The following is a 24521-nucleotide window of genomic DNA, read 5'->3' as shown; positions in this document are numbered from 1 at the left end:
AGTATTAATCTGCAAGGCGTTTCAATTTCCTGAAATGGTCTATAAGTTCTTGATAATTGTTGTCAAAGTTATGATTGAATTTCGACCAAAGTCCACCCAAAATAGCAGCTCCTCCAAATCCGAAATCCTTAACTCTTAGGATATTTTCCTCGTCTATACCTCCTAAAGCAATGACTTTCTTGTCGATAATATCAGCTTTAACGGCTTCACGTATTGTTTCCGGTGTAAATTTAGATGAATACCCTTCTTTTGAAATACTGTCGAATATCGGACTAAGGAACACGTAGTCGCAAGTCTTTTTGTCCTCCTGTACTTCTTCAAGAGTATGACAAGAAGCACTTATATGTCCTGAATAATTGTCCGGGGCAATAGGATTGCGGCTGTTCAGATGAATACCTTTCAACTTATATTCGTTGCATAAGTAGAAATGGTCGTGTATAACTATTTTCTTATGATATTTTTCCGGGATGAGTGTAAGCAGTCTTTCTGCGTAAACCGCTTCTGTTCCGGGTTTGCGAAGATGTAATATGTCTAACCCTTCTTCGAAGAGTGCATTTAGTATTTGGTCCTCCTCTACAAAATATTCTGGAGTAGTTATCAATATCAGTTTCATGTGTGTACCACTAAATCTGAGTGCAAAGTTAGTAACCAAAATGAAATATTCCTAATCTTTACAGTAAAATCGTATTTGTTTGCAGTGTTTTCAGGTCAATAAACCATAGTTTGCCCGAAAGAATTTCGCCAAAACCGCAGATTATCTTGATTACTTCGTTTGCCTGCACGCAGCCGACCAGGCCAGGAGTTACTCCGATCACTCCTTTTGGAGGGGCTGGCATCGACAGCATTTCTTCTTCATCGGGAAACAGGTCTCTATAGTTTCTCCCGCCCTGGTAGTTGAACACGGATACCTGCCCGTCGAAAGCTCTAATTGCACCATAGACGTATGTTTTCCCAAGCTTGACGCAAGTGTCATTTATGATGTATCTGGTTTTGAAATTATCACATCCGTCAACCACTATATCGTATTTGCCGATTATCTCTTTGGCATTCTCTTTTGTCAGACGTGTGTTGTATGCATCTATTTTTATCTGACTGTTCAGAGCATTCAGTCTTTTCTGTGCCTGAATGGCTTTCGGCATTCCTACTTCGGCTTCGGAATACAGGACTTGTCTTTGCAGGTTGCTCTCGCTCACCACATCATCGTCTATCAGACCTATGTTTCCCACTCCTGCACCTGTAAGATATAATGCTATAGGCGAACCAAGACCACCAACACCTACAATAAGTACCTTGGCATTTTTTAGTTTCTCTTGCCCGTTTTCTCCTAATTCCGGTAGAATGATTTGTCTGTTGTATCTTTCCATCTTTATATTAAAGTAAAAAAATACCGGCGGCATCGGATATATTATATCGAAGCCGTCGGTACTGAATTTGCGTAATCAGACAGCCTTTCCTGTCTTTATGCAGTCGAACGATGCATCCCAGTCCTTCCATACCGGTTCACGTCCCAATGCTTTTAAAGCTTTGTCTATTTCTACGGCTGTGCGTTCGTCGCTTACATGGAATTGCTCAAGTGCCTGAGGATATGTGTAGTAACCTCCGGGTTCGGTCTTGCTTTCTGCACTCATGGTTGTAACACCTAGCGAAGCCATGTTGTCGCGGATATGTGCCGGCTCGCGTGTAGAGTAGGAGATATCTACATCGTGGTCGAATATACGCATGGCGAAAGTAACCTGGGCCAGCTCCTTGTCACTCATGATGACATTAGGCTGGAAACCTTCGTTTTCTGCAGGACGCATACGCGGGAAGTTCACGCTGTATTTTGTCTTCCAGTAATGTTTCTGCAGATAGCGTAGGTGATATGCCATCATGGTTACGTCTGTACGCCAGTCTTCCAGTCCGATAAGTACACCCATACCGATGGAGTGAACACCTGCCTGTCCCATACGGTCAAAACCGTTTACACGCCATTCGAATTTCGATTTCATACCTCTTGGATGGTAGATATTGTATCTGGCTTTGTTGTATGTTTCCTGGAAACAGATAACTCCGTTCAATCCGTGTGTTACCAGCTCGGCATATTCTTCAGCCTTTAGAGGCATCACCTCTATTTTAAGATTAGAGAAATAAGGTTTAGCCAGGTCAAGTGCTTTGGCTATGTATGGTACACCTGCTTTTGCCGGATTTTCACCTGTTACGATAAGCAGATTTTCGAACGGGCCTAGTTTCTTTATGGCTTTATATTCGTTCTCAATTTCTTCAGGTGTAAGTATGGTACGTGCCATCGGGTTGCTGATGTGGAATCCGCAATACACGCATGAGTTTGTACATGAATTTGTTATATACAATGGTATAAACATAGACATTGTACGTCCGAAACGTTCTTCAGTATATTTCTTGCTGAGTCGCGCCATCGGTTCAAGAAATTTTTCTGCAGCCGGAGAGATGAGTGCCATAAAGTCATCTACATCGCAGCGACTCTTGCCGAGGGCACGTATCACGTCTGCCTCGGTTTTGGAGTAGATGGCTTTGGTTGTTTCCTCCCAGCTTATTTTTTCAAGTTCGTCACTAAACATGTTGGATAATTAATAATTAAAAATTAATAATTAAGAATTAAATGTTGCTGTCAGTCAAATTATTGTTTTTGATGTTTGACTTACAGGATTTTATTATGCTTACCAACAATTTGATAATTTCATTACAATCTGCATCTATTGATAAATATGAAGCTTTGTCAATGTAGTTAGACTCAGATAGTAGCAGGAGCCAATAGCTTGTTTCGTTAGCTTCTTTCAGCGCAATATGCAGTTTGTGAATGAAGTCATTTTTACTTTCAGCAAATTCGGCTTCTTTTATTAACGCTCCTATTGCCGTACCACTGCGTAACAACTGCTTGGACATTACCAGCTCTTTCTTTTCAGTAGAGAGAAATTGGTATGCTTTTATTATTCTTAAAGCAAATTGTACAGATTTATTATCAATTAAATTGTCAGTACTCATATTTGTTTGTGATAATATGGATGAATATTATTCTAATGAAAATATGATACATTATGTAAACATCCACCCATTATTAATTTTTAATTCTTAACTTTTAATTGATTTAAGATCGCGGCTAAGCTTCATTGCGCAGAAGTTCGGACCGCACATTGTACAGTATTCACCGTCTGTGTGGCGTCCTTCGTTGAAATATTCAAGGGCACGGTCAGGATCCAGTGAAAGATGGAACTGGTCGCGCCAGCGGAATTCGTAGCGGGCCTTGCTGAGGGCGTTGTCGCGAATCTGTGCTCCCGGATGTCCTTTTGCAAGGTCGGCAGCATGAGCGGCAATCTTGTATGTGATGACACCTGTGCGTACATCCTCGCGGTTAGGCAGGCCGAGGTGTTCCTTCGGAGTCACATAGCAAAGCATTGCGGTACCCAACCAACCAATCTGAGCTGCACCGATAGCTGATGTGATATGGTCGTAACCCGGAGCGATATCTGTTACAAGTGGGCCTAGTGTGTAGAACGGAGCATTGTGGCACGACTTGATCTGACGTTCCATGTTCTCCTGTATCTTGTGCAAAGGTACATGTCCCGGTCCTTCGATGAATGCCTGTACGTTTTTGTTCCATGCACGGAGTACCAGTTCACCCAGTGTGTCAAGCTCTGCAAATTGTGCCTCGTCGTTGGCATCGTAGATTGAGCCCGGACGGAGACCGTCGCCCAATGAAACTGCTACGTCATACTGTGCAAGGATATCGCAAATCTCGTCGAAATGTTCATAAAGGAAAGACTCCTTATTATATATCTTACACCACTTGCTCATGATACTTCCGCCACGGCTCACGATACCGCAAAGACGTTTGTCGGCAAGGTGTACATTATGCAGACGAATTCCGGCGTGGATAGTGAAGTAGTCAACACCCTGCTCGCACTGTTCTATCAGTGTATCCTTGTAAATTTCCCAGTTGAGGTCTTCCACCTTACCGTTTACTTTCTCCAAAGCCTGATAGATAGGCACAGTACCTACGGGAACAGGGCAGTTGCGTACAATCCATTCGCGGGTTTCGTGGATGTTTGCACCTGTAGAAAGATCCATCAGTGTGTCGCCACCCCATTTGCAGCTCCATACAGCCTTATCTACTTCTTCGTCGATGCTTGAGGTAGTGGCAGAGTTACCGATGTTGGTATTGATTTTCACAAGGAAGTTACGTCCTATAATCATAGGTTCCGATTCTGGGTGATTGATATTTGCAGGCAATACGGCACGTCCGGCAGCAATCTCGTCGCGTACAAATTCCGGAGTGATATATGTTTCGATACCAAGTTCGCGGCAGTTCATGTTCTCGCGGATGGCAACATATTCCATTTCAGGAGTTACGATACCCTGCTTGGCATAGTACATCTGCGTACAGCACTTACCTTCCTTGGCACGGTATGGCAATGCGATATGCTCGAAACGGAGATGATCGAGCGACTTATCATCACGGCGCATTTTTCCGTATTCTGAAGTGATTGAAGGTAACTGTTCCACATCACCGCGTGATGTAATCCAGCTCTCACGCATACGTGGCAATCCTTTTTTCAGGTCAATCTCAATATTAGGGTCGCTGAAAGGTCCGCTTGTATCATATATATATACAGGGGCATTCGGTGTCATCACTTTCTCGCCGTCAACGATGTTGACAGTAGGAGTGAGATTTACTTTCTGCATACCTACTTTTATGAAAGGGAACATTGTACCTTGCATGTAGGCCTTTTCTGCATGGGCGTATGCTTTTTTATCTTTTTCGTTGTCCATGTGAATTGTAAAGTTTATTCGTTTAAGAATGAAGTTAGAGGAGATGAAGCAGAAGCTACGAGGTTGTCAGCCTTAATACCCAATCCTGCTTCGTATGCACGGCGACCGGCGATGACAGCTTCCTTAAATGCTATGGCCATTTCCACTGGATTACCTGCAACGGCGATTGCTGTGTTTACTAGGCAGGCTGCTGCACCCATTTCCATAGCTTCGGCAGCATGGCTCGGAGCACCGATACCGGCATCAACTACTACAGGGACATTGCTCTGTTCGATGATTATACGAAGGAAATCACGAGTCTGCAAACCTTTGTTTGTACCTATAGGAGCAGCAAGGGGCATCACAGTAGCCGCACCTGCTTCTTCCAGACGCTTGCAGAGTGTAGGGTCAGCCTGGCAGTAAGGAAGGACTACGAAACCAAGTTTCACCAGTTCCTCTGTCGCTTTAAGTGTTTCTGTTGAGTCCGGCAACAGGTAGCGAGGGTCCGGATGTATTTCCAGTTTCAGCCAGTTTGTGCCGAATGCCTCACGGGCCATCTGTGCGGCGAAGACAGCTTCTTCCGCTGTACGTACACCTGAAGTGTTTGGCAACAGTTGTATATGCGGATGAACGATATGGCGCAACATATCGTCTTCCTTGTCTTCAAGTTCGATACGTTTCATGGCTACAGTAACCATTTCTGTGCCGGATGCCAGGATGGCTTCTTCCATCTGCTGGTTTGAGTTGAATTTCCCTGTTCCCAGGAAAAGGCGGGATTCGAATTCACGACCCGCAATAATAAGTTTTTCCATATATGTTATGAGTTTTTGAGTTCTTAAGTTCTTGAGTTTTTAAGTTAGATAAAATCTAACAACTGCTTCTCTCCACCATCTCCACAATTTTCCTTGTTTCTTCCACCGGATTTTCAGCTCTTAGTATAGTTCCGCTTAGCGCAATGCCAGTCACTCCGGTTTGCATTATTTCAGGAATATCATCAATTGTGATACCGCCTATTGCGACTATCGGCAGGTTGATTCCTTCGGCTTTCATCTGACTGGTGATTGAGCGGTAGCCTTCAAGACCTAATATCGGGCTTAATTTTTTCTTGGTAGTTGTGAAACGGAACGGACCGCAACCAATATAGTCGGCACCTGAAAGGTAATGTGCCTTAACGTCATCGAAAGTGTTGGCTGTTCCACCTATAATGAATTCATTTCCCAATATTCTTCTTGCTTCAGCTATAGGCATGTCGTTCTTTCCCAGGTGTACACCGTCGGCTTTCAGTTTCTTGACAAGTTCCACACGGTCGTCTATGATGAAGGTTGCATTATACTGTTTGCATAATTCCTGAACCTTTATGGCAATTGCTTCCACTTCCTCGTCGGAAGCATCCTTCATGCGCAGTTGAATCCATCGGCAACCGCCTTCAAGAGCCATACGTGCCGAATCCAGATAAGAATACTGTTCTGTGAAATGAGTGATGAACTGTAATTTGAATGCTTTAGTATCCATATCATTATCCTCCGCAAGCTGCTTTTATTATTACAAGACTGTCGCCTTCCTTGATTTCCTGTTCAGCCCACTGGCTACGGGGAATCATACGGTTATTAAGAGCAACTGCCACTCCCTGCTGTGGAAGTTCGAGCTGTTGTGCAAGCGATGCAACATTATTGCCTTGAGTGAGTTCTGTCTCTTTGTTGTTTACTTGTATTTTCATAAATGACTTGTTTTAAAATGTTAGTCAAAGCAAACACAAAGAGAATGTAAGAATTACAGCTTGAGAGAATATCTTATGACGGATGTCTTTTTTGAGGACAATCCCTTCGTCGGTATTAACCGCATCAGGTTCATAGGGTATAATCTCAGCCCGGGTTTTATTCTTTGGGCACCCCTTTGTCTTTACTTCGGACGCAAAGTTAAACAAAAGATTCAAAAAGCGGACAATAATTTATATTTTTTACGATACCACTTGATATTCAGAACGTAAATGATACACCTGCCAGGAATTCACGCGGACGAAGTGTGAAGCGATAATAATTCCGCTCGATAGAGGAGACAAACTCACGCTCGTAAACGGACTTTCCTAAAATGTTATTGGCTTTCAGTTGAAATTCCAGTCTTCTATAAGTATAACTGGCCGCAAAGTCAGTAAACCAGGAATTTTCGTCGGTTTCCAGTGATTGGTGACAGGCATTGGAAACACTGAATATCAGTTTCTCTGTAACAGGGAAATTAAGGTCTATGCTATGCTTCAGTTGGTTGACGCGTGAATCGGTAGAAGGTGAGTGCATGCGGTTCTGTTGCCATAAAGAACGCAACTCTACCGAAAGCCAGGATAACGGACGGCCTGAATAGGAAATGACTGCCGAATAGCTGTCCATATCATAGTCTGTAAGCGTTCCGCCATAAAGCAGGGCATCCTGATTACGCATGTATGTACCCGAAAGTGTCAGAAGACTCTTCCATGCACTGAATGATTTGCTGAGCCGTGAAGTAACCAGATACATATCGGCATGGTGAGGTGCAGCAGTTAGGCTACGCACCAGCACTTCATTACCTTCCGTCAGACGACTTTCGTAGGCTGTTTTCTTTTGTGCTCTTCTGGCCGTTGCAGAGACAGAGAAGAACAGTCCCTTGATAGGGTGGCTGTACTGATAGTTCATCGTGACACGGTGATTGCTGTTGGCTTCCGGAGCATGTGTATTATCTACTATTGTGCGATAAGAGGTAAAAAGATATCCGGAATATAAATCCCTCAAATCTTCCAACTGCTTGCCGTATTGATAAGTCATACTTATAAAGGAAGTACCTGAAAACGTATATTTCAAGAACAGCTTCGCATCAGGATAAAACTCACCTTTGCGCTGCAAAGTTTCAGGTTGTCGGAACCTTATATCCATTCTTTGGAGTTTGGCTTCCGCTTCCACCTGAAAGTCGGATGTCTGATAGTTTAACCCTAATCCAATATGTGGCAGATAGCGGTTGAAGCGTTGTGACGGCAAAGTCTCATTATTTCCTATCTGAGCCGAAAGGGACTGAAAAAGTCCCTGAAAACCAATCTGATAGTTGGCATACATACCGAAGAACCTGTGACGGAAGGCAGCCGTTGTATATGTTTGAAAAGAGGTATAATCCACCCGCTGATTCTCACCGGAGTAAAGGGAAAGTTCCTGTGGATGATAATTATATCCGTTTATGGAAGAAACAGACAGATACTTATCATTGGAAAGCGGGAGTTTTATATCAAGTATATCCGAAAAATATCTTCTGTCCGGAGAAGAAGAAAGCTGTAAACGGTTGTCATTCCATATAGTGTTACTTTTAGAGTCCAGCCAGTCGAATGCTCCCTTGCTTTCATTTTTCAGATAAAGTTCCTTACGGTTTATTTCGAAATTCAGGCTTGCATCCAGCCTGTTTCTGCGTTCATGTAGGGAGTGACTTTCAATCAAGGTACCGGATGCATTTTCGGCAAGGAGATAGTCGGTCTCCACCCAGTTGTTACGTTCGGCTACATCATTGAAGTAACTTACCTGTGCACGTAGCGTACTCTTTGGAGCAAGTTGGAAAAGATGGTTGGTAGCCACCAGATGAGAGCGGTTGAAACGGTATCTGTTCTGGTCTATGTCAGGCCTTTGTGTAGTGACAGAAGAAATCAAAGCATCCTCTTCAGTAGTACGTTTTTCCAACAGATCAGAAAGTCGTATCGGATTGACTTCGTTATACAGGTCGAGACCCGTATTGTCGTTCTTGTAGAGTGAAAGAGTCTGGTATTTTTTCTTGAAGAGCATGGCAAGCAGACGATTGCTATATAGCATGTCATCGGCATTTGCTCCTAAACCTACATCGGCAGTACCAACGAGATTCATCTTGCTGTCATCCTCCAGAATCAGATTGATGGCAGCCTGTTCGCTGAAAAGCTTACCCTTCAGAAGTTCGATCGGCTGATGGTTCTGCAATACCTCCACTGCCTTTACCCTCTTACGTGAAATGTTGTTTGAAGCCAGGGCATAACGGTCGTTCATCAAGTCCATACCTTCTATATAGAACTTGTTGATGTTTTTCCCCTGGAAACTGATCATTCCGTCCGGTTTTACCTCTATACCTGGCATTTTGGCAAGAACGTCTGCTATGCTCCTGTCTTGAGGTTGGGCAAATCCTGCCACCGAATATACCAGTGTATCCTGTTTTTGCTGAATCCTCTGTGCAGATACTTTTACAGCTTGTAGCTGATAAACCTCTTCCTGAAGCTACACATTGTATTCAGACTGTCCCGGAACGATTTTCATTGTTTTTCTCTTGAACCCCAATGCCTGAAAAGAAAGCAAAGCAGGTTGCAGCTTTGTTTCCGGTACCTTGATTTCAAACCGTCCTTTCTGGTCGGTAATGGCATAACTGATAATCAGACTGTCGGAAGAGAGCACGCAGAGAGATACTCCATCAATAGTCTTGCCGGAGTCCTGATTGACAACGGTTCCCACATAGCTTTGGCTGAAACCTGAAAGAACGTTCAGTATCAGAAAGAAAATGACAGTATATCTTTTCATACAAATCTACCTGCTTACATGGTTATACAATTTTGAGCCAAAAAGAAATTCAAGACTTATTAAGGCTGTTTCTCAAAGAAGTTGATTTGTTTCTTTCTGCTTTTCAGCGGTTTGCCGTCTGCACCCATGATTTGCAGATTTCTGCCTGTTATGGCTTTCAGTCCGCTGTTGGGATCTTTCTCATAATTCTGGCGGAGAGTAAGGAATTCTTTGCGGGTGCAACGTATGATTTGTTTTGTATCAGGTTCTTTTATGGTTTCTGAAAAGTTTTTCAGTTCAATTGCCTTGAAGTGGAAAATTCCTTCTGTATCTACAGCTTCAAGTATCAGCCCCGGCAATCCGCCTAGAAGCCATGGACCTTCGGCAACAGGTATTTGAGGTGTGAACCATACTTCCCAAGTACGACCGTCAATAGTTACGGTAGCTTTTTGGCAAGTGTGTCCCAACAGTTCTTTGGTTTCCGGAACAATGTTCCATTGCAGTGAAGGGAGTTTTTCTTCATAACAATACATTTTCACTACTTTGTCATAGCACTTGTAAGTACCTTTGGCAGGACTGTTTTTATAATATTCAAAATATTGATGTGTTCGTGGCATATCTGCCTGTTGGTTTATTATTTCAGTAGCAGTCATACCTATACGTAACATGCTGTCGCGCGATGTGCGGATAGCTCTTTCGTAAACACTGTAAAAAGCTGATTTCCCATCCGGGTAAATATCAAGTGCAAATTCATCCTGACGGATATCCTTGGGCTTAGCAGAATCTTTGATATAGTTTTCCAAATATATGCATCGGATAGAATTGTTTGAAGACTGTGCATGCAAGCTGATAGTGTAAAAGATGGAAAGCAAAGCAAAAAGTAAGTATTTTCTCATATATATATATTAGATGTTAGTGAATATGTGTCAAAAGTAATATTTTTCTTTGTAATTTATATTGAATAGAAAAGAAAATTTTTTGTTGAAGACACAAATTATAGTATAATGAGGAGGGTCCCTTTGTTGCCTTACATAAAAAGTACATCATGTTTTTATCTAACGCTCTGAAAATCAGTGTGCCGTCGTTTTACAATGTACATCGCTCTGTTTGTTGTAATGTATTGTAATACTATATTTTTGCATTCGAAAATAAGTATGAAAAAAGCCTTTTCAGAAGCTTTTAAAAAACGTGCCAGTATTTTTTTTGAGTATTCTGTAAGCTTGCTCGGATATTAATTTCAGAAGAATATTAATTGAATAAAATAAATTTGTTTATGAGGTTTATTAAAGCATCAGTTCTAAGATTTACTGTTATTTTTCTTTTGTGCGGTTTTGTTTCACTTCATTCTCAAGATATAAAAGAGAAGCGACTTTGGCTAGTGGAGCTAAACGGAGCTTTGACCAGTCAAAGTTCATGGGAGGTTGAACCTTCGGTTACTTTTCTGCCTATAGACTATGTAGGTCTGACGGCGGGCTTGGTGTTTACTTCCCCGTATCCGTCGAAATCTTTAGGTGGAGTTGCTGTAAATAAACAATTTAGGTGGAGTGAAACCAATGACAATTCGGTAAGTTACTTTTTTGCTTTCCGTCCTGCTTTGCGTTTGAATTCCCCAAAACTATGGATAGGTAAAGACAAAGACTATGCCCTATATCTTTCTGTTTCGCCCGGACTGACAATACCTCTTCCTTCCGACAGAAGATTCACCATTGATTACTTTCCAAACCAGCAGGGAGAATGGTCTGCAATAAAAAGAGAAGAGGTGACAAACAGTGGTGCAAGAAAGGTATATTACAATGTCCGTACAACCATATCATTGGAAATAGATGAAAGATTAGTGTTATCGGCAGGTTACACTTTTTCTGATTTTGACATTTATGGCGGTAGCAGGAATATTACAGTCGAAGGAAGTAAGCTTTCATTACCTAAAGTCAGTATGATGCATTCGGTATTTGTTGGTATTGGTGTTCGTTTTTAAATTGTATATTCATGTAACTATTTGTACTGGTATTCTGTAAAAATATATCTTTTATCAATTAAATATTGCATATTGCTTGCATATTTCAATTTTTATACCGAATATTGCACAACTTTAATTAAAAGCAGTGCTGTAGTGGATTTTTGATAGTCAAATTCTACTATTGATGATAATAGTATAATGAAATGCTTATTTATCTGACAGACTGTGTAAAGTTTTGAGCTTTAATTATAAAAGGTATTTACATAATAAATAGGATTTAGTTACTATGATGTATGATTTGGAAATGATGAAACAATTTTATGTTTCATATAACGGTAAAGTACAGGATACACGAAAAAAATTAGGTAGGGCATTGACTTTGGCAGAAAAGATTTTGTATAGTCATCTCTACGATGCTAATTCCATCAAGTGTTTTGAGAGAGGTGTGGACTATGTGAATTTTCGTCCTGACAGAGTTGCAATGCAGGATGCCACCGCGCAAATGGCATTGCTTCAGTTTATGAATGCCGGTAAGAATGTTTCTGCTGTACCAGCAACTGTACATTGCGATCATCTTATACAGGCATATAAAGGCGCTTCTGTTGATTTGCCTGTAGCACAGACAACCAACAAGGAAGTATATGATTTTCTGAAGAGTGTAGCATCGAAATATGGAATCGGTTTCTGGAAGCCGGGAGCAGGAATCATACATCAGGTTGTGCTCGAGAATTATGCTTTCCCTGGAGGAATGATGGTAGGTACTGATTCGCATACTCCGAATGCAGGCGGTCTTGGAATGATTGCTATCGGTGTCGGGGGTGCCGATGCCGTTGATGTTATGACAGGAATGGAATGGGAACTGAAGATGCCAAGAATAATTGGTGTACATCTCAAAGGAAAACTGAACGGATGGGCAGCACCGAAGGATGTTATCTTAAAATTGGCCGGAATACTGACTGTCAAGGGTGGTACAAATGCCATAATAGAGTACTTCGGGGAAGGTACTTCTTCAATTTCGGCTACAGGAAAGGCTACAATCTGTAATATGGGAGCGGAGGTAGGAGCAACTACATCTGTCTTTCCTTTCGATTATGAAATAGTTGAATATCTTAGAGCTACAGGACGTGAGGAAGTAGCCGACATGGCTCTAAAAGTAGCTGACGACCTGAAAGCAGATAATGAGGTTCTGTCGTCACCTGAAAAGTATTACGACAAAGTTATTGAGATAGATCTGTCTGCATTGGAACCGTATCTTAACGGTCCGTTTACACCGGATGCGGCATGTCCGTTATCTGAGTTCAAGGACAAGGTCATTGCAAACGGTTATCCTCAACGTATGGAAGTTGGGCTTATCGGTTCATGTACCAACTCTTCATATCAGGATTTGGGAAGGGCTGCTTCGTTGGTAAGACAGTTGAAAGACAAAGGTTTGAAGATGGCATCACCATTGTTGGTTAATCCTGGTTCTGAACTTGTGTACTGTACATCAAAGCGTGACGGTATGATTGCTGATTTTGAGAAAGCAGGTGCTGTGATAATGACAAATGCCTGCGGTCCTTGCATCGGTCAGTGGAAACGTGAGACAGATAATCCTACAAGACCGAATTCCATTGTGACTTCGTTCAACAGAAATTTCGCGAAACGTGCGGACGGCAATCCGAATACACATGCTTTTGTGGCATCACCGGAGATTGCTACAGCATTTGCCATAGCTGGAGACCTGTGCTTTAATCCTATGACAGATACTCTGATAAACGATAAAGGCGAGCAGGTGAAACTGGATGCCCCTACTGGTGACAAGCTCCCTGTGAAAGGATTTACAGTTGATGATAACGGTTATGTAGCTCCTTCAGCAGACGGATGCAATATTGAGGTTATCATTGATCCGAAATCAGAACGTCTGCAGAAGCTTCAGCCGTTTGCTCCATGGGATGGTAAGGATTTATTGGATATGCCTCTTCTTATCAAGACCAAAGGCAAGTGTACCACAGACCATATCTCAATGGCAGGTCCATGGCTTCGATTCCGCGGACATTTGGAAAATATCTCCAGGAATATGCTGATGGGAGCTGTGAATGCATTCAACGGTGAGACAAATAAGGTTTGGAACTCAGCGGACGGCAGTTATGGTGAAGTATCAGCTGTAGCCGGCGGATATAAGGCTAAAGGCATTTCATCAATTGTAGTGGCAGAAGAAAACTATGGTGAAGGTTCAAGCCGTGAACATGCTGCCATGGAACCTCGATTCCTTAACGTAAAGGTTATCCTTGCAAAGAGTTTCGCACGTATCCACGAAACAAATCTGAAGAAACAAGGTATGCTTGCGCTGACTTTTGCCGATAAGGATGACTATGACAAAGTACAGGAACATGACAGGATTTCAATCGTTGGACTTGAATCATTCGCGCCTGGACGTAATCTGAAAGTGGTATTAACTCATGAAGACGGTACTCAGGATTCTTTCGAGGCTGTACATACATATAATGAAATGCAGATTGAATGGTTCAAGGCCGGTTCTGCGCTTAATACATTTAGAAAATAACAATCAATATACAACTAATATAGGAGAAACTAGACAATGAGTAAAGTTCGTATGGAAGAAGGCAAACTTGTGGTACCTTCAAATGTTACTATACCTTTTATTGAAGGAGATGGTGTAGGAGCTGAAATAACTCCGGCTTGCCAGAAAATTGTAAATGAAGCAGTAAAGTTAGCTTATAAAGATGAACGCTCTATAGAATGGATGGAAGTCCTGGCCGGTGAAAAGGCTTATAAACAGGTGGGAGAGTGGCTTCCACAATCTACTATGGATGTATTCAGAGAATATCTTATAGGAATCAAAGGTCCGCTTACAACACCTGTAGGAGGTGGAATACGTTCACTCAACGTGGCATTGCGCCAGACATTGGACTTGTATGTTTGTCTGCGTCCTGTAAGATGGTTTAAGGGTGTAGTATCTCCTTTGAAAGAGCCTCAGAAAGTTGACATGTGTATTTTCAGAGAGAATACAGAAGATATATATGCCGGAATAGAATGGGAACAGGGTACTCCTGAAGCAAAGAAATTCTATGATTTCCTTTACAATGAGATGAAAGTTACCAAGGTGAGATTCCCTGAAACTTCTTCTTTTGGAGTAAAGCCTGTTTCAGTAGAAGGTACAAAACGTCTTGTTCGCTCTGCAATACAATATGCCTTGGATCATAAGCTTCCGTCGGTAACACTTGTTCATAAGGGAAACATCATGAAGTTCACCGAAGGCGGTTTCAAGAAATGGGGATATGAAGTGGCTGAAACTGAGTTTGCAGAACAGACATTCACCATGAACTATTATCAGCAGTTGAAGAAAGATTTGGGCGAAGAATCTGCAAAAGCCGCCATGGCTGAGGCTATCAACAAGGGAAAAGTAATAATAAAAGACTGTATTGCAGATGCTTTCCTTCAGAATACATTGCTGAAACCGGAAGACTATTCTGTTATCGCTACTCTGAATCTTAACGGTGACTATGTTTCCGATCAGCTGGCTGCCATGGTAGGCGGTATAGGTATTGCTCCGGGAGCAAACATAAACTACAATAGCGGTCATGCCATTTTCGAGGCTACCCACGGCACAGCTCCGGATATTGCAGGTAAGAATATGGTTAATCCATGTTCTCTTCTTCTGTCATCAGTAATGATGCTTGAGTATTTGGGATGGCAGGAAGCAGCCGACCTGATTACATCTGCCCTTGAACAGGTTTTTGAAAATTCTGAGGCTACCATCGATTTGGCAAGATTTATGCCGGACGGTAAAGTCTTGAGTACAGAAGAGTTTACTGAAAGAATAATACAAAGTCTTTAATTCAACTATAACGAATTGAACATGAAAAAAGAATATATAGTTTACAAACTTTCCGAATGTGCGAAGCAGGCATGTAGAATTGACAATAGCTTATTTACAAGTTATAATGTAAAACGTGGTCTTCGTAATGAGGATGGAACAGGTGTGCTTGTAGGACTTACAAAAATAGGAAATGTAGTAGGATATGAGAAAACGGAAGAAGGTCTGAAACCTATTCCCGGTAAGCTTTTCTATAGAGGATATGATTTGGATGATATTGTTCATGCTCTTTTGAAAGAGAAACGTTTCGGTTTCGAAGAGGTTGCATATCTGCTTTTGTCGGGCGAGCTTCCTGACAAGGAGCAGCTGGCTTCTTTCAAGGAACTGATAAACGACAATATGCCGCTTGACAAGAAGACTACGATGAATATCATCGACCTAGAAGGTCATAATATAATGAATATCCTGGCCCGTAGCGTTTTGGAAATGTATACATTCGACCCTAATCCGGATGACATCTCTCGCGACAATCTTATGCGTCAGTCTATCGAACTTATCTCAAAGTTCCCAACAGTCATAGCATACGCATATAGCATCTACCGTCACAGTACACACGGACGCTCATTGCATATCCGCTATCCGGATGAGAAACTCTCGTTGGCAGAGAATTTTCTTTACATGATTAAGAAAGATTACACTCCTCTTGAGGCACGTATGCTTGACCTTCTGCTTGTCCTCCAGGCTGAGCATGGTGGTGGTAACAACTCTACATTCACTGTCAGAGTTACAAGTTCAACCCGTACAGATACATATTCAAGTATCGCGGCAGGAATAGGTTCGCTCAAAGGCCCGTTACATGGTGGCGCAAACATTCAGGTTGTAAATATGTTCCATCACCTGAAAGAAGCCATTTCAGACTGGACTAATGTTGACGAGATAGATACTTACCTAACCCGTATGCTGAATAAAGAGGCTTACGACAAGAGTGGTCTTATCTATGGTATAGGCCATGCCGTATATACCATTTCCGATCCCCGTGCAGTTCTTCTGAAAGAGTTGGCTAGTGAACTTGTGGCTGAAAAGGGCTGTGAAAAAGAATTTGCCTTCCTGGAGTTGATAGAAAAGCGTGCCATTGCTTGTTTCAAGAAAGTCAAGGGAGACAAGAAGAAAGTATGCTCTAATGTTGACTTCTATTCAGGATTTATATATGAGATGATGGGATTGCCTCATGAGATTTATACTCCTCTGTTTGCTATGGCGAGAATCGTCGGTTGGACGGCTCACCGCATCGAGGAATTGCATTTCGATGGTCGTCGTATCATCCGTCCTGCATACAAGAATGTACTTAATGAGGTACCTTACAAACCTATATCAGAAAGATAATAGTTAATAATGAAATAATTGATTGGTGAAAACAGCCGGCTGGTTCGTTCTGAACTGGTCGGCTGTTTGGTTATTGTTGAACTTTAAGGCATATCCCCACACCCTTCAGTACATTCAGTGATACATCTGTGTCTTTAGAAAGATATTTTCTGAGTTTCGTTATGAAAACATCAAGGCTTCTGGATGAATAGAAATCAGAATTACCCCAGATTTCATTAAGGATGTTTTCCCTGCTTACAACTTTCCCTTTTTCGCGGCAAAGCATTTCAAGTATTTTGCTTTCCTTGGCTGTCAGGTTGTGTTGTTCATTTTCGAATATTAGCAGGTTCTGTGTCGGGTCGAAACTGTATTTGCCTATTGTAAATATAGTATCTTCATCATTGCCAGCAGGACTTTCTGCCTGAGTGTTATGCCTCATTCTTAATACTGCCTGAATGTGTGCGTCAAGTTCCTCTGGAAGGAAAGGCTTCTTTATATAGAAATCGGCTCCGGCCTGATATCCGTTTATTACATCGCGGGCCGTAGTAAGACCGGTAATAAAAATTATGGCTAATGACGGATGATTCTTTCTGATATGCTGTACCATAGTCACTCCGTCCATTACAGGCATTTCCACGTCCGAAACTATTACATCGAAGTTTTCATTTATAAGCATATCCAATCCGTCTTTGCCGTTGGCGACGGATACTACCTCATAACCTCCAATCATCTGTTCCAGACTGCTTTTTAGTATGAAACTCAGATTTTTGTCATCTTCCACCAGTAATACTCTTGTCATGATTCATCAGTTTTTTATAGGTAAGGTCAATATGAATTCACTGTATTCTCCTTCTATGCTGTTTAGCGAAACGCTTCCGTTCATAGCTGTTATGACTTTATATACGTAGTTCAGTCCAAGTCCGAAACCTGATACTTTATTGTCTTTTCTATATTCCAGTCCGCCACGTTGGAACTTCTCAAATATTCGTTTCTGTTCTTTCAGTGGAATACCCCATCCGTCGTCCCGGACTTTTATTAGGATTGAACTTCCATTTTCTTCTGCTGTCAGTTTCACAGTCACTTTTTCGTCAGAGTATTTCAGGGAATTGTCTATCAGATTGCTTATAGCTTCTTTCAGATACTCCTTGTCTGCCATCAGGCGTGATGTGATGCTGAATTCTTTTATGAAAGAAACATTCTTGTCTGATTTCAGACTGAATTTCTGTATCAGTTCATCAAACATTGAGTTCAAATCTATTTCCTCGTTATTGAGTTTGAGTCTTGACTGCTCTATCTTGGCTATTGTAAGTATCTTTTCTGCAAGATTCAGAAGATGCATACTCTCTTCTTTCAGTATGGAGAAATATTGCTTTTTCAGTGCCGGATTACTGTCCATTATACCACTTTCAAGCACATGACCGGCCATCGTGATAGTGTTTATCGGCGTTTTCATGTCGTGAATCATGGCATATGTGAAGTCCTGTCTCAGCATGGCTATCTTGTTCTGTTTTATGATGATTTTTATCTGATAGATTATGCATCCGGCTACAAAACAGATAAGCAAAGCTGTAGCAATGAGCAGTACGCTCATCTCGCGGATTGCTATCCAGTACGGATTTACGATAACAGCCTGCACGCATTCTGTCTTGTCCTTGTTAAGTGCTACGACTGAAGTCTTTATAGTCCTCATTGCATTTATTCCGGAAATCTTTTTTTCATCGTCAATAGGAATGCCTGTAGAATCTACCTTCATACAGTATAGCTCGGCATTATATCCTTCTTCTTTCATGTCAGCCTTGAAGATGGAGTCCAATAGTTGGATGGATACATGCGACTGGTATAATGAATCGGCATAATTGTTCAGAAAGGATATCAGATGTTCTTTCAGAGTCTTGTCGCTGATGTTTTCGTCATAGTCCATGTTGGTTGACAGGTTTAAGGTTTTATCTTCACCGTATGATTCTGTTATGATACTGAGCCTTTCCAACACTTCGTTCAATACGGATTTGGGAAATATACGGTTTCCGGATTGAGTCAATTGCAGCTCTATCAGCTGATATGTTTTTACCAGCCATACACTCTGGATAATCACAATTACAAGCAATCCAAGAAATGTTATTATTTTGATATACTTTCCGTTCATATGTTGATATTTTGTCGCACAAAGATATAACAATAAATTAACAATACTGAATATGATAACAATAATATAACAAAAGCATAACAACCGTATAACGTATTATGACGAGCGTTTAGGCTTACTTTGCATCACGAAAACAAATAACTATGCTTTATGAAAACTTTAGTGATTATTATCTTTTGCATGATTATATGCATAAACAATGTCATGTCGCAGAACGTGAACGGAAAAGTGGTCAATAGAAACCAGCAACCGGTTGAGGCTGTTACTGTAGTGATGCAGTCAGAAGACTCGGTGTTTGTGGATGCAGTGATAACGGACGCACAAGGAAGGTTTGTGTTCGATACATGTCTTAAATCGTTTCGACTGATATTCCAGCATATTCTTTACGAAACAATTTCCAGAGATTTCAACGAACCGAATGTCGGTGTAGTAACAATGAAGGAACAGAATTATAGTCTTGATGAAGTAGTGATAAAAGGAGAACGTCCTTTGGTGAAGGCAGAAAACGGATTGTTGTCATACGATGTTTCTGTAATAGCAGAAAAATCATCGGTAAGCAATGCCTATGAGGCTGTGACACGTCTGCCCGGAGTGATGGAACAGGATAGCGGATTGCAGCTCGTTGGAGCAGGCAGCCCAACCATAATATTGAACGGACGCCCATCGTCCATGACTGCCGAACAGTTGGTAAATCTTCTGAAGAATACTCCTGTTTCGAATGTAGAGAAAGCGGAAGTAATGTACAGTGCTCCTGCAAAATATCGTGTAAGGGGAGCAGTTATAAATATCGTATTGAAAAAGAACAAGTCTGAAAAGCCTTTGTTGCGTGGTGAAGTAGGGGGTAACTTCACTCAGGGTATATATTCACGAGGTGGAGGTAATATGAGTATGTCCTTTTCCGGTGAGAAACTGTCGGCAGATGTACTTTATTCAGCAGATTATTCAAAAATCAAATCTTCAAATGATTTTATTTCTCACCATACATTAGGTGATAAAGTGTATGATATATCACAGTATAATACCGGTAATCGACAGAGGCTAACTCATAATATGCGCGCTTCCATTGATTATAGAATAACTGATGATGATAATCTGAGTGTGGCATATACATCGGCTATAAGTCCAAATAGTAAATCTACAGAAAACTCTAATGGTACTCTTTCCGAATCTTCAAATATAAGGACGGGAGATGAACAGATGCATAACTTCAGCGCTGATTATACTTCAGGATGGGGTACGAATGTAGGTATGGATTATACTTACTATGCTTATCCTAGTGTGCAGAACTTTAATGATAAGTCGTCCCTCAAAGAGCAGAAATTTATTCTCAACAGCAGTCAGTATGTAAACCGTTGGAATGTATATGCAGGTCAGACTCACGCATTACCAAAGGGATGGAGCGTAAATTATGGTATCAACTTCTCATTTGCCAATGAAAAAAGCTTACAGAAATATACACCTGCAGACGGAACTGATATGTCAGATATGAATTCATCATCAAATCTTGAAGAAAAGACTTATAATTTTTATGGAGGTTTTGAAAAGTCATTTAATGAAAAACTTTCCTTATCCATGTCGCTTGCCGGAGAATACTATAGACTTGCCGATTATACAGACTGGTCTGTATATCCCACAATGCAGTTAAGTTATGTTCCTTCTGCTGCACACATCTTTCAATTGTCTTTCTCTTCCGACAAGACATATCCTGATTACTGGGATATACAGAATTCTGTAAGCTATCTGAACGGATATTCAAAAGTGTTGGGAAATCCGCAATTGCGTCCTTCTACTGATTATATTGCAGACCTAACTTATGTGCTTAAAAGCAAATATATGTTCAGTGTATATTATACCCATATAAAGGGCCTTTTCGGACAGTTGGCATATCAGAGTCCTGACGAACTGGTCATGATATATCAGTCTGTAAACTATGACTATCAGAGGAACTACGGAATATCTGCAATAATACCATTTACAATAGGAAGTTTCTGGAATTCGCGTATCACACTTGATGGTTCCTACTTCAGGCATGTGTGTCGTGATTATCATGGTATAGGCTTCGACAACTCCGTATGGCGAGGAGTCGCTATGATTAACAATACATTTACTTTGTCCTCCAAGCCATCCATCAGTCTGGAGTTGAATGCTATGTATGTTAGTCCGTCAATTCAAGGCAATTACGATCTGTCTTCAATATGGAAAGTGGATGCCGGCTTGAAATGGATGTTTGCAAAAAGGAATGCCGAGTTTCGCCTGACAGGTAATGATCTGTTTAATACAGCTACGCCGAATGCAACCGTAAATGACAGAGGACAACGCTTTGAAATAATACAGCATGCAGACAGTCGTTACGTTTCGCTGTCGTTTACGTACAGGTTTGGCGGATTTAAATCTAAGGAACGCAAGAAGGTTGACACTTCAAGGTTTGGATATTAATAAAAAAGGACTGGCTTCCCTAAAAGAAAGTCAGTCCTAAATCTATATCATGGATATATCATTTTGTGATAATCTGTTTAGCCCATTCTTCAGCCTGTTTGCTTCCTCTGTTGAACAAGCGGCCTTCTTTCCAATCCACTTCTGGATACAGCTTCTTCAGTTGTTTAACACTGTTGTTGATGGAGCTTCCGCCTGATGTAGCAAAAGGAATAACCGTCTTGCCGGAAAGGTTATACTTCTCAATGAATGTATTTACCGGACGCGGACATAAATCCCACCAGATAGGGTAGCCTATAAATACAGTGTCGTAGTTATTCATATTAAGAGTTTCACCACCAAGTTCAGGACGTGAATTGTCGTCATTCATTTCTATTGAACTTCTGCTGTTTTTGTCTCTCCAGTCAAGGTCGGCAGAAGAATATGCTTTCTTTGGAGTAATTTTGTACAGTGTTCCACCGGTAGCTTTTGAAATTGATTTGGCAACGCTTTCGGTGTTTCCCGTACATGAAAAATAAGCCACAAGGATTTTAGTTTCCGCATTATCCTTCTTTTGCTGTGCGTTTGACTGGCTGTTCAAGCAAAAAAGACTCATAATTATCAGTATTAAAGTTCTCATGTTATTTCAGTTTTGAATAATCTTTGTCATTTACCGGTTCCAGCCATTCGTTACTGCATTCTTCACCCGGAATTTCCATAGCAAGATGTGAGAACCAGCTGTCAGGAGCGGCTCCATGCCAATGCTTGACTCCGGTCGGGATATATATAACGTCGCCCGGATTCATTTCTATAGGCTCTTTACCCCATTCCTGATAGTAGCCACGACCGCCTACGCAGATAAGAGTCTGTCCTCCACCTTTATTGGCTTTATGGATGTGCCAGTTATTACGGCATCCAGGCTCAAATGTTACATTGGCAACGGGAACTCCTTCTGCAACTATAGGAGCCAGATAGCTTTGACCTACGAAATATTTAGCGTATGCATCGTTAGGTTTGCCTACAGGGAAGATAATTGTCTGAGCGTATGCGTCGAGTGATGTGCTTGCTATACTGTCCGCATTCTCAGTCCATACTTCTTTTGCCATACGGAATGCAGCCCATGCTTTAGGCCAGCCTGCATAGAATGCTGCATGAGTAAGTATTTCCGCTATTTCAGTTTTAGTCACTCCGTTCTTTTTTGCGAACTCAAGATGGTGTCTGAATGATGAGTCAGTCAGACCTTGCGACATAAGTGCAACAACGGTAACGATTGAGCGGTCGCGCATGGAAAGCAAGTCATTGCGGCTCCATACTTCACCAAAAAGGATATTGTCGTTCAAATGTGCGAATTCCGGAGCAAATTCTCCTAATACATCATGTCCTGCAGTTTGCTGGACTTTTACCTGTGATTTAGCCATATTCGGAAAAATTAAAATTGATAAACTAATCAGTAATAAAAATTTTGTTTTCATAATTAAATGAATATTTGGTTTAGAAATTGATATTCACACCACCCATAACTGTTGCTTTAGGCATAGGGTAGCCGGCATTGATTTCATATTTTTGTGCCAGCAGGTTTTCTCCACGCACCCATATGTCCAGCCATTTTGTAGTGCGGAACGAAGCTCTTAAATTCCACAATACGAAATCTTCTGTCTTCACTGGATCGGTCTGTGTATATAGTCCGGCTATGTACTGTATGCCTGTTGATACATTCCAGCGACCATGTGAAAAGTTTACTCCTCCATAAAGCTTATGTTCCGGTGCGGCAATCACAGGCTCTTTCATGTGCAGATAACTGTAGTTTCCGTCAACAGACCATTGTCTGTTTATGCGGTAGGCTGCCTGTAGTTCGATACCTGTATTGTCTATCTCGCCTGAGTTCTGGTTCAGCATTCCGCTACCGTTTGGATTAGGAAGTGTCATAATCAGGTTCTTGCCGTCTATGTAAAAGATATTTACACCATAATTAAATCGTCCGTTCATAAGTCGCTGTGAGAATGCAAGTTCGTAAGTCCACATTGATTCGGGTTTCAAGTCAGGATTTTGTGGTGGAAACATATACATCTCTCTTAGGATAGGATAGCGGAATCCTTTTGACGCGGATGCTTTCAGTTCCATAGCATGAGGCAGATGGAAAGCCAATCCGGCCTGTGGAACCCATTCTGTTCCTATGCGTGAGTGATGATCGGCACGGATTCCTGCATTCAGTGTGATAAAGGAGTTTATATCCTGACGAACATCAATGTATCCTGCAAATTCATTTTCCTGCTTGTCAACCAGATCAGATGTGGTACCGACCTTTTCACCGCTTACATACTCATTCCATGCATGGCCTCCGTAGTTGAACCAGTCGAATCCGGCAGTGATGCGGTTGCCTTTGAAGAACTGCATACTTTGATAAAGAGATACACCCATCATTTTATCGAATGACAGGAAACGATTGTCCTGTGGCCCTTCTCCTTTTGATGGAGTATAACCGTCATTGATCCAGTGATCCCCCCAGTTGTAAAAGAAACTTACTGCTCCTGAAGTCTTGTCGTATTTGTTTTCTATTGCAAATGAAGTCATCCCGCGTGTAATTCTCTGATCTCCATCTAATAGGGGAGTACTCACAGGCCCTGGATATGAAGCGTTGAAATGAGTTACGTTGACGTCTCCTCTAAGATTCCAGTTGTCAGTCATTTCATAGCCTAATTTCGCATATCCTCCATATTGCTCGAAATTCATATCAGCACGATGTCCGTCAGTACGGTTGTAAGAACCTGATATTACGCTTGAGAAACGTCCTTTGCGGATGCGGTTGGTGAGTTCTGTTTCCAGTGTGTTGTATGAGCCATATCCTGCATGCAGATTTGTGTTTACTCCGTCTTCCTGCATTTTGCGTGTAACGATATTCACTACGCCACCCATAGCATTAGAACCGTACAGAACAGAAGCCGGCCCTCTCAGTACCTCTACACGTTCAGCAAGGAATGACTGATAGGCATCGGCTATCGGATGACCGAAGATACCTGCGTACTGGGGATGGCCATCAATCATCACCATCAGTCGTCCTGAGCCACCACTCAAACCACGTAATGATATACCTCCCGCAGCGCCGTTTGACACTCCGTATCCCATAATGCCACGTGATGTAACGAAAAGTCCCGGAACCTGTTCGGTAAGTACAGGCAGTAGTGAGGGCTGCATGGCGCTTTCTATACGGTCACGACCTACCACAGATACCGTCTGCGACAGATGGCGTACATCCGTTTCACTGCGGCTTCCTGTCACTACCACTTCATTGATGTTATAAACCCGTGTGGAGTCGATTATGCTTTGTGCCGACAGACCGAGTGGGGTAAATAATGCAATGTAAAATATATATCTTTTTATATTGGGGATTATTGTTCTCATAAAATATTCTGTTCAGTTTCTATAAATTATGTCTCTATAATTTTTAAATTTGTTTTGATGCTACAAAGTTATCACACATATAGTATAAATACGTATATCTATTACTGCATTATTTACCCAAATTACAGATATTTGTATTTCCCT

21 protein-coding genes and 1 riboswitch are annotated in these 24521 nt (G+C 41.6%); of the genes, 5 read left to right on the top strand and 16 right to left on the bottom strand.

The genetic code is table 11. The features are described 5' to 3' along the window. Positions 1-4: 4 nt before the first annotated feature. The 11 genes from H6A61_RS03105 to H6A61_RS03055 form a co-directional block, all read right to left on the bottom strand. Positions 5-613, bottom strand: a complete 609-nt coding sequence (locus tag H6A61_RS03105) for a thiamine phosphate synthase (RefSeq protein WP_204390864.1) — start codon at positions 611-613, stop codon at positions 5-7. A gap of 58 nt (positions 614-671) precedes the next feature. Continuing rightward, the gene (locus H6A61_RS03100; protein WP_204390862.1) at positions 672-1364 is read right to left on the bottom strand and encodes a HesA/MoeB/ThiF family protein; all 693 of its coding nucleotides are present in this window, start codon (positions 1362-1364) and stop codon (positions 672-674) included. A gap of 75 nt (positions 1365-1439) precedes the next feature. Continuing rightward, positions 1440-2576: a 2-iminoacetate synthase ThiH gene (gene thiH / locus H6A61_RS03095; protein WP_204390861.1), complete on the bottom strand. Its 1137-nt coding sequence runs from the start codon at positions 2574-2576 to the stop codon at positions 1440-1442. Between the two features lie 37 nt (positions 2577-2613). Continuing rightward, positions 2614-3000, bottom strand: a complete 387-nt coding sequence (locus tag H6A61_RS03090) for a four helix bundle protein (RefSeq protein WP_154044402.1) — start codon at positions 2998-3000, stop codon at positions 2614-2616. Between the two features lie 87 nt (positions 3001-3087). After that, a complete protein-coding gene (gene thiC / locus H6A61_RS03085) occupies positions 3088-4785 on the bottom strand; it encodes a phosphomethylpyrimidine synthase ThiC (RefSeq protein WP_204390860.1) in 1698 nt (565 codons plus the stop codon). A 14-nt stretch (positions 4786-4799) separates the two neighbouring features. Continuing rightward, positions 4800-5576 (bottom strand): thiazole synthase, encoded by a 777-nt coding sequence (locus tag H6A61_RS03080; protein ID WP_204390859.1) that lies wholly within the window; start codon positions 5574-5576, stop codon positions 4800-4802. Positions 5577-5631: 55 nt separating this feature from the next. Next, positions 5632-6276: a thiamine phosphate synthase gene (locus tag H6A61_RS03075; protein ID WP_204390858.1), complete on the bottom strand. Its 645-nt coding sequence runs from the start codon at positions 6274-6276 to the stop codon at positions 5632-5634. A gap of 4 nt (positions 6277-6280) precedes the next feature. Continuing rightward, positions 6281-6481, bottom strand: a complete 201-nt coding sequence (thiS, locus tag H6A61_RS03070) for a sulfur carrier protein ThiS (protein WP_204390857.1) — start codon at positions 6479-6481, stop codon at positions 6281-6283. A gap of 84 nt (positions 6482-6565) precedes the next feature. Next, positions 6566-6667: riboswitch (TPP riboswitch) on the bottom strand. Positions 6668-6740: 73 nt separating this feature from the next. Then, entirely contained in the window at positions 6741-8927 is a 2187-nt protein-coding gene (locus H6A61_RS03065) for a hypothetical protein (protein ID WP_204390856.1), read from the bottom strand. A gap of 84 nt (positions 8928-9011) precedes the next feature. Continuing rightward, positions 9012-9308, bottom strand: a complete 297-nt coding sequence (locus tag H6A61_RS03060) for a carboxypeptidase regulatory-like domain-containing protein (protein WP_204390855.1) — start codon at positions 9306-9308, stop codon at positions 9012-9014. Positions 9309-9367: 59 nt separating this feature from the next. Continuing rightward, entirely contained in the window at positions 9368-10183 is an 816-nt protein-coding gene (locus tag H6A61_RS03055) for a GLPGLI family protein (protein ID WP_204390853.1), read from the bottom strand. A 377-nt stretch (positions 10184-10560) separates the two neighbouring features. On the opposite strand from H6A61_RS03055, the gene H6A61_RS03050 reads away from it, so the two are divergent. The 4 genes from H6A61_RS03050 to H6A61_RS03035 all read left to right on the top strand — a co-directional run bounded on the left by H6A61_RS03050 (position 10561) and on the right by H6A61_RS03035 (position 16444). Next, positions 10561-11262, top strand: coding sequence for a hypothetical protein (locus H6A61_RS03050; protein WP_204390851.1), 702 nt, complete (start codon positions 10561-10563; stop codon positions 11260-11262). A gap of 268 nt (positions 11263-11530) precedes the next feature. Beyond that, on the top strand, positions 11531-13786 hold the full coding sequence (locus tag H6A61_RS03045) for an aconitate hydratase (RefSeq protein WP_204390848.1): 2256 nt from the start codon (positions 11531-11533) through the stop codon (positions 13784-13786). A 36-nt stretch (positions 13787-13822) separates the two neighbouring features. After that, positions 13823-15082, top strand: a complete 1260-nt coding sequence (gene icd, locus H6A61_RS03040; RefSeq protein WP_204390846.1) for an NADP-dependent isocitrate dehydrogenase — start codon at positions 13823-13825, stop codon at positions 15080-15082. Between the two features lie 21 nt (positions 15083-15103). After that, positions 15104-16444: a citrate/2-methylcitrate synthase gene (locus H6A61_RS03035; RefSeq protein WP_204390844.1), complete on the top strand. Its 1341-nt coding sequence runs from the start codon at positions 15104-15106 to the stop codon at positions 16442-16444. Between the two features lie 70 nt (positions 16445-16514). On the opposite strand, the gene H6A61_RS03030 is transcribed toward H6A61_RS03035, so the two are convergent. Further along, positions 16515-17222 carry a response regulator transcription factor gene (locus H6A61_RS03030; RefSeq protein ID WP_204390842.1) on the bottom strand — a complete coding sequence of 236 codons (708 nt, stop codon included), beginning with the start codon at positions 17220-17222 and terminating at the stop codon, positions 16515-16517. 6 nt (positions 17223-17228) lie between these two features. Continuing rightward, positions 17229-18566, bottom strand: a complete 1338-nt coding sequence (locus H6A61_RS03025; protein ID WP_204390840.1) for a sensor histidine kinase — start codon at positions 18564-18566, stop codon at positions 17229-17231. 150 nt (positions 18567-18716) lie between these two features. Between H6A61_RS03025 and H6A61_RS03020 the strand changes: the two genes are divergently transcribed. Further along, positions 18717-21002, top strand: coding sequence for a TonB-dependent receptor domain-containing protein (locus tag H6A61_RS03020; RefSeq protein WP_204390838.1), 2286 nt, complete (start codon positions 18717-18719; stop codon positions 21000-21002). Positions 21003-21060: 58 nt separating this feature from the next. Here the strand turns inward: H6A61_RS03020 and H6A61_RS03015 are convergent, their stop codons facing one another. The 3 genes from H6A61_RS03015 to H6A61_RS03005 are packed head-to-tail and all read right to left on the bottom strand — an operon-like array spanning position 21061 to position 24377. Continuing rightward, positions 21061-21618 carry a flavodoxin gene (locus H6A61_RS03015; protein ID WP_204390831.1) on the bottom strand — a complete coding sequence of 186 codons (558 nt, stop codon included), beginning with the start codon at positions 21616-21618 and terminating at the stop codon, positions 21061-21063. A 1-nt stretch (position 21619) separates the two neighbouring features. Next, entirely contained in the window at positions 21620-22450 is an 831-nt protein-coding gene (locus H6A61_RS03010) for a carboxymuconolactone decarboxylase family protein (RefSeq protein WP_375338096.1), read from the bottom strand. Positions 22451-22469: 19 nt separating this feature from the next. Beyond that, complete coding sequence (locus H6A61_RS03005; protein ID WP_204390822.1) at positions 22470-24377, bottom strand: TonB-dependent receptor; 1908 nt, start codon at positions 24375-24377, stop codon at positions 22470-22472. Positions 24378-24521: the final 144 nt, after the last annotated feature.

This window comes from Bacteroides caecigallinarum, from assembly GCF_016901995.1.
Taxonomy (GTDB): domain Bacteria; phylum Bacteroidota; class Bacteroidia; order Bacteroidales; family Bacteroidaceae; genus Phocaeicola; species Phocaeicola cellulolyticus.
The sequence above is the reverse complement of the archived record's forward strand: the minus strand, read 5'-3'. Positions and strand labels throughout refer to the sequence as shown.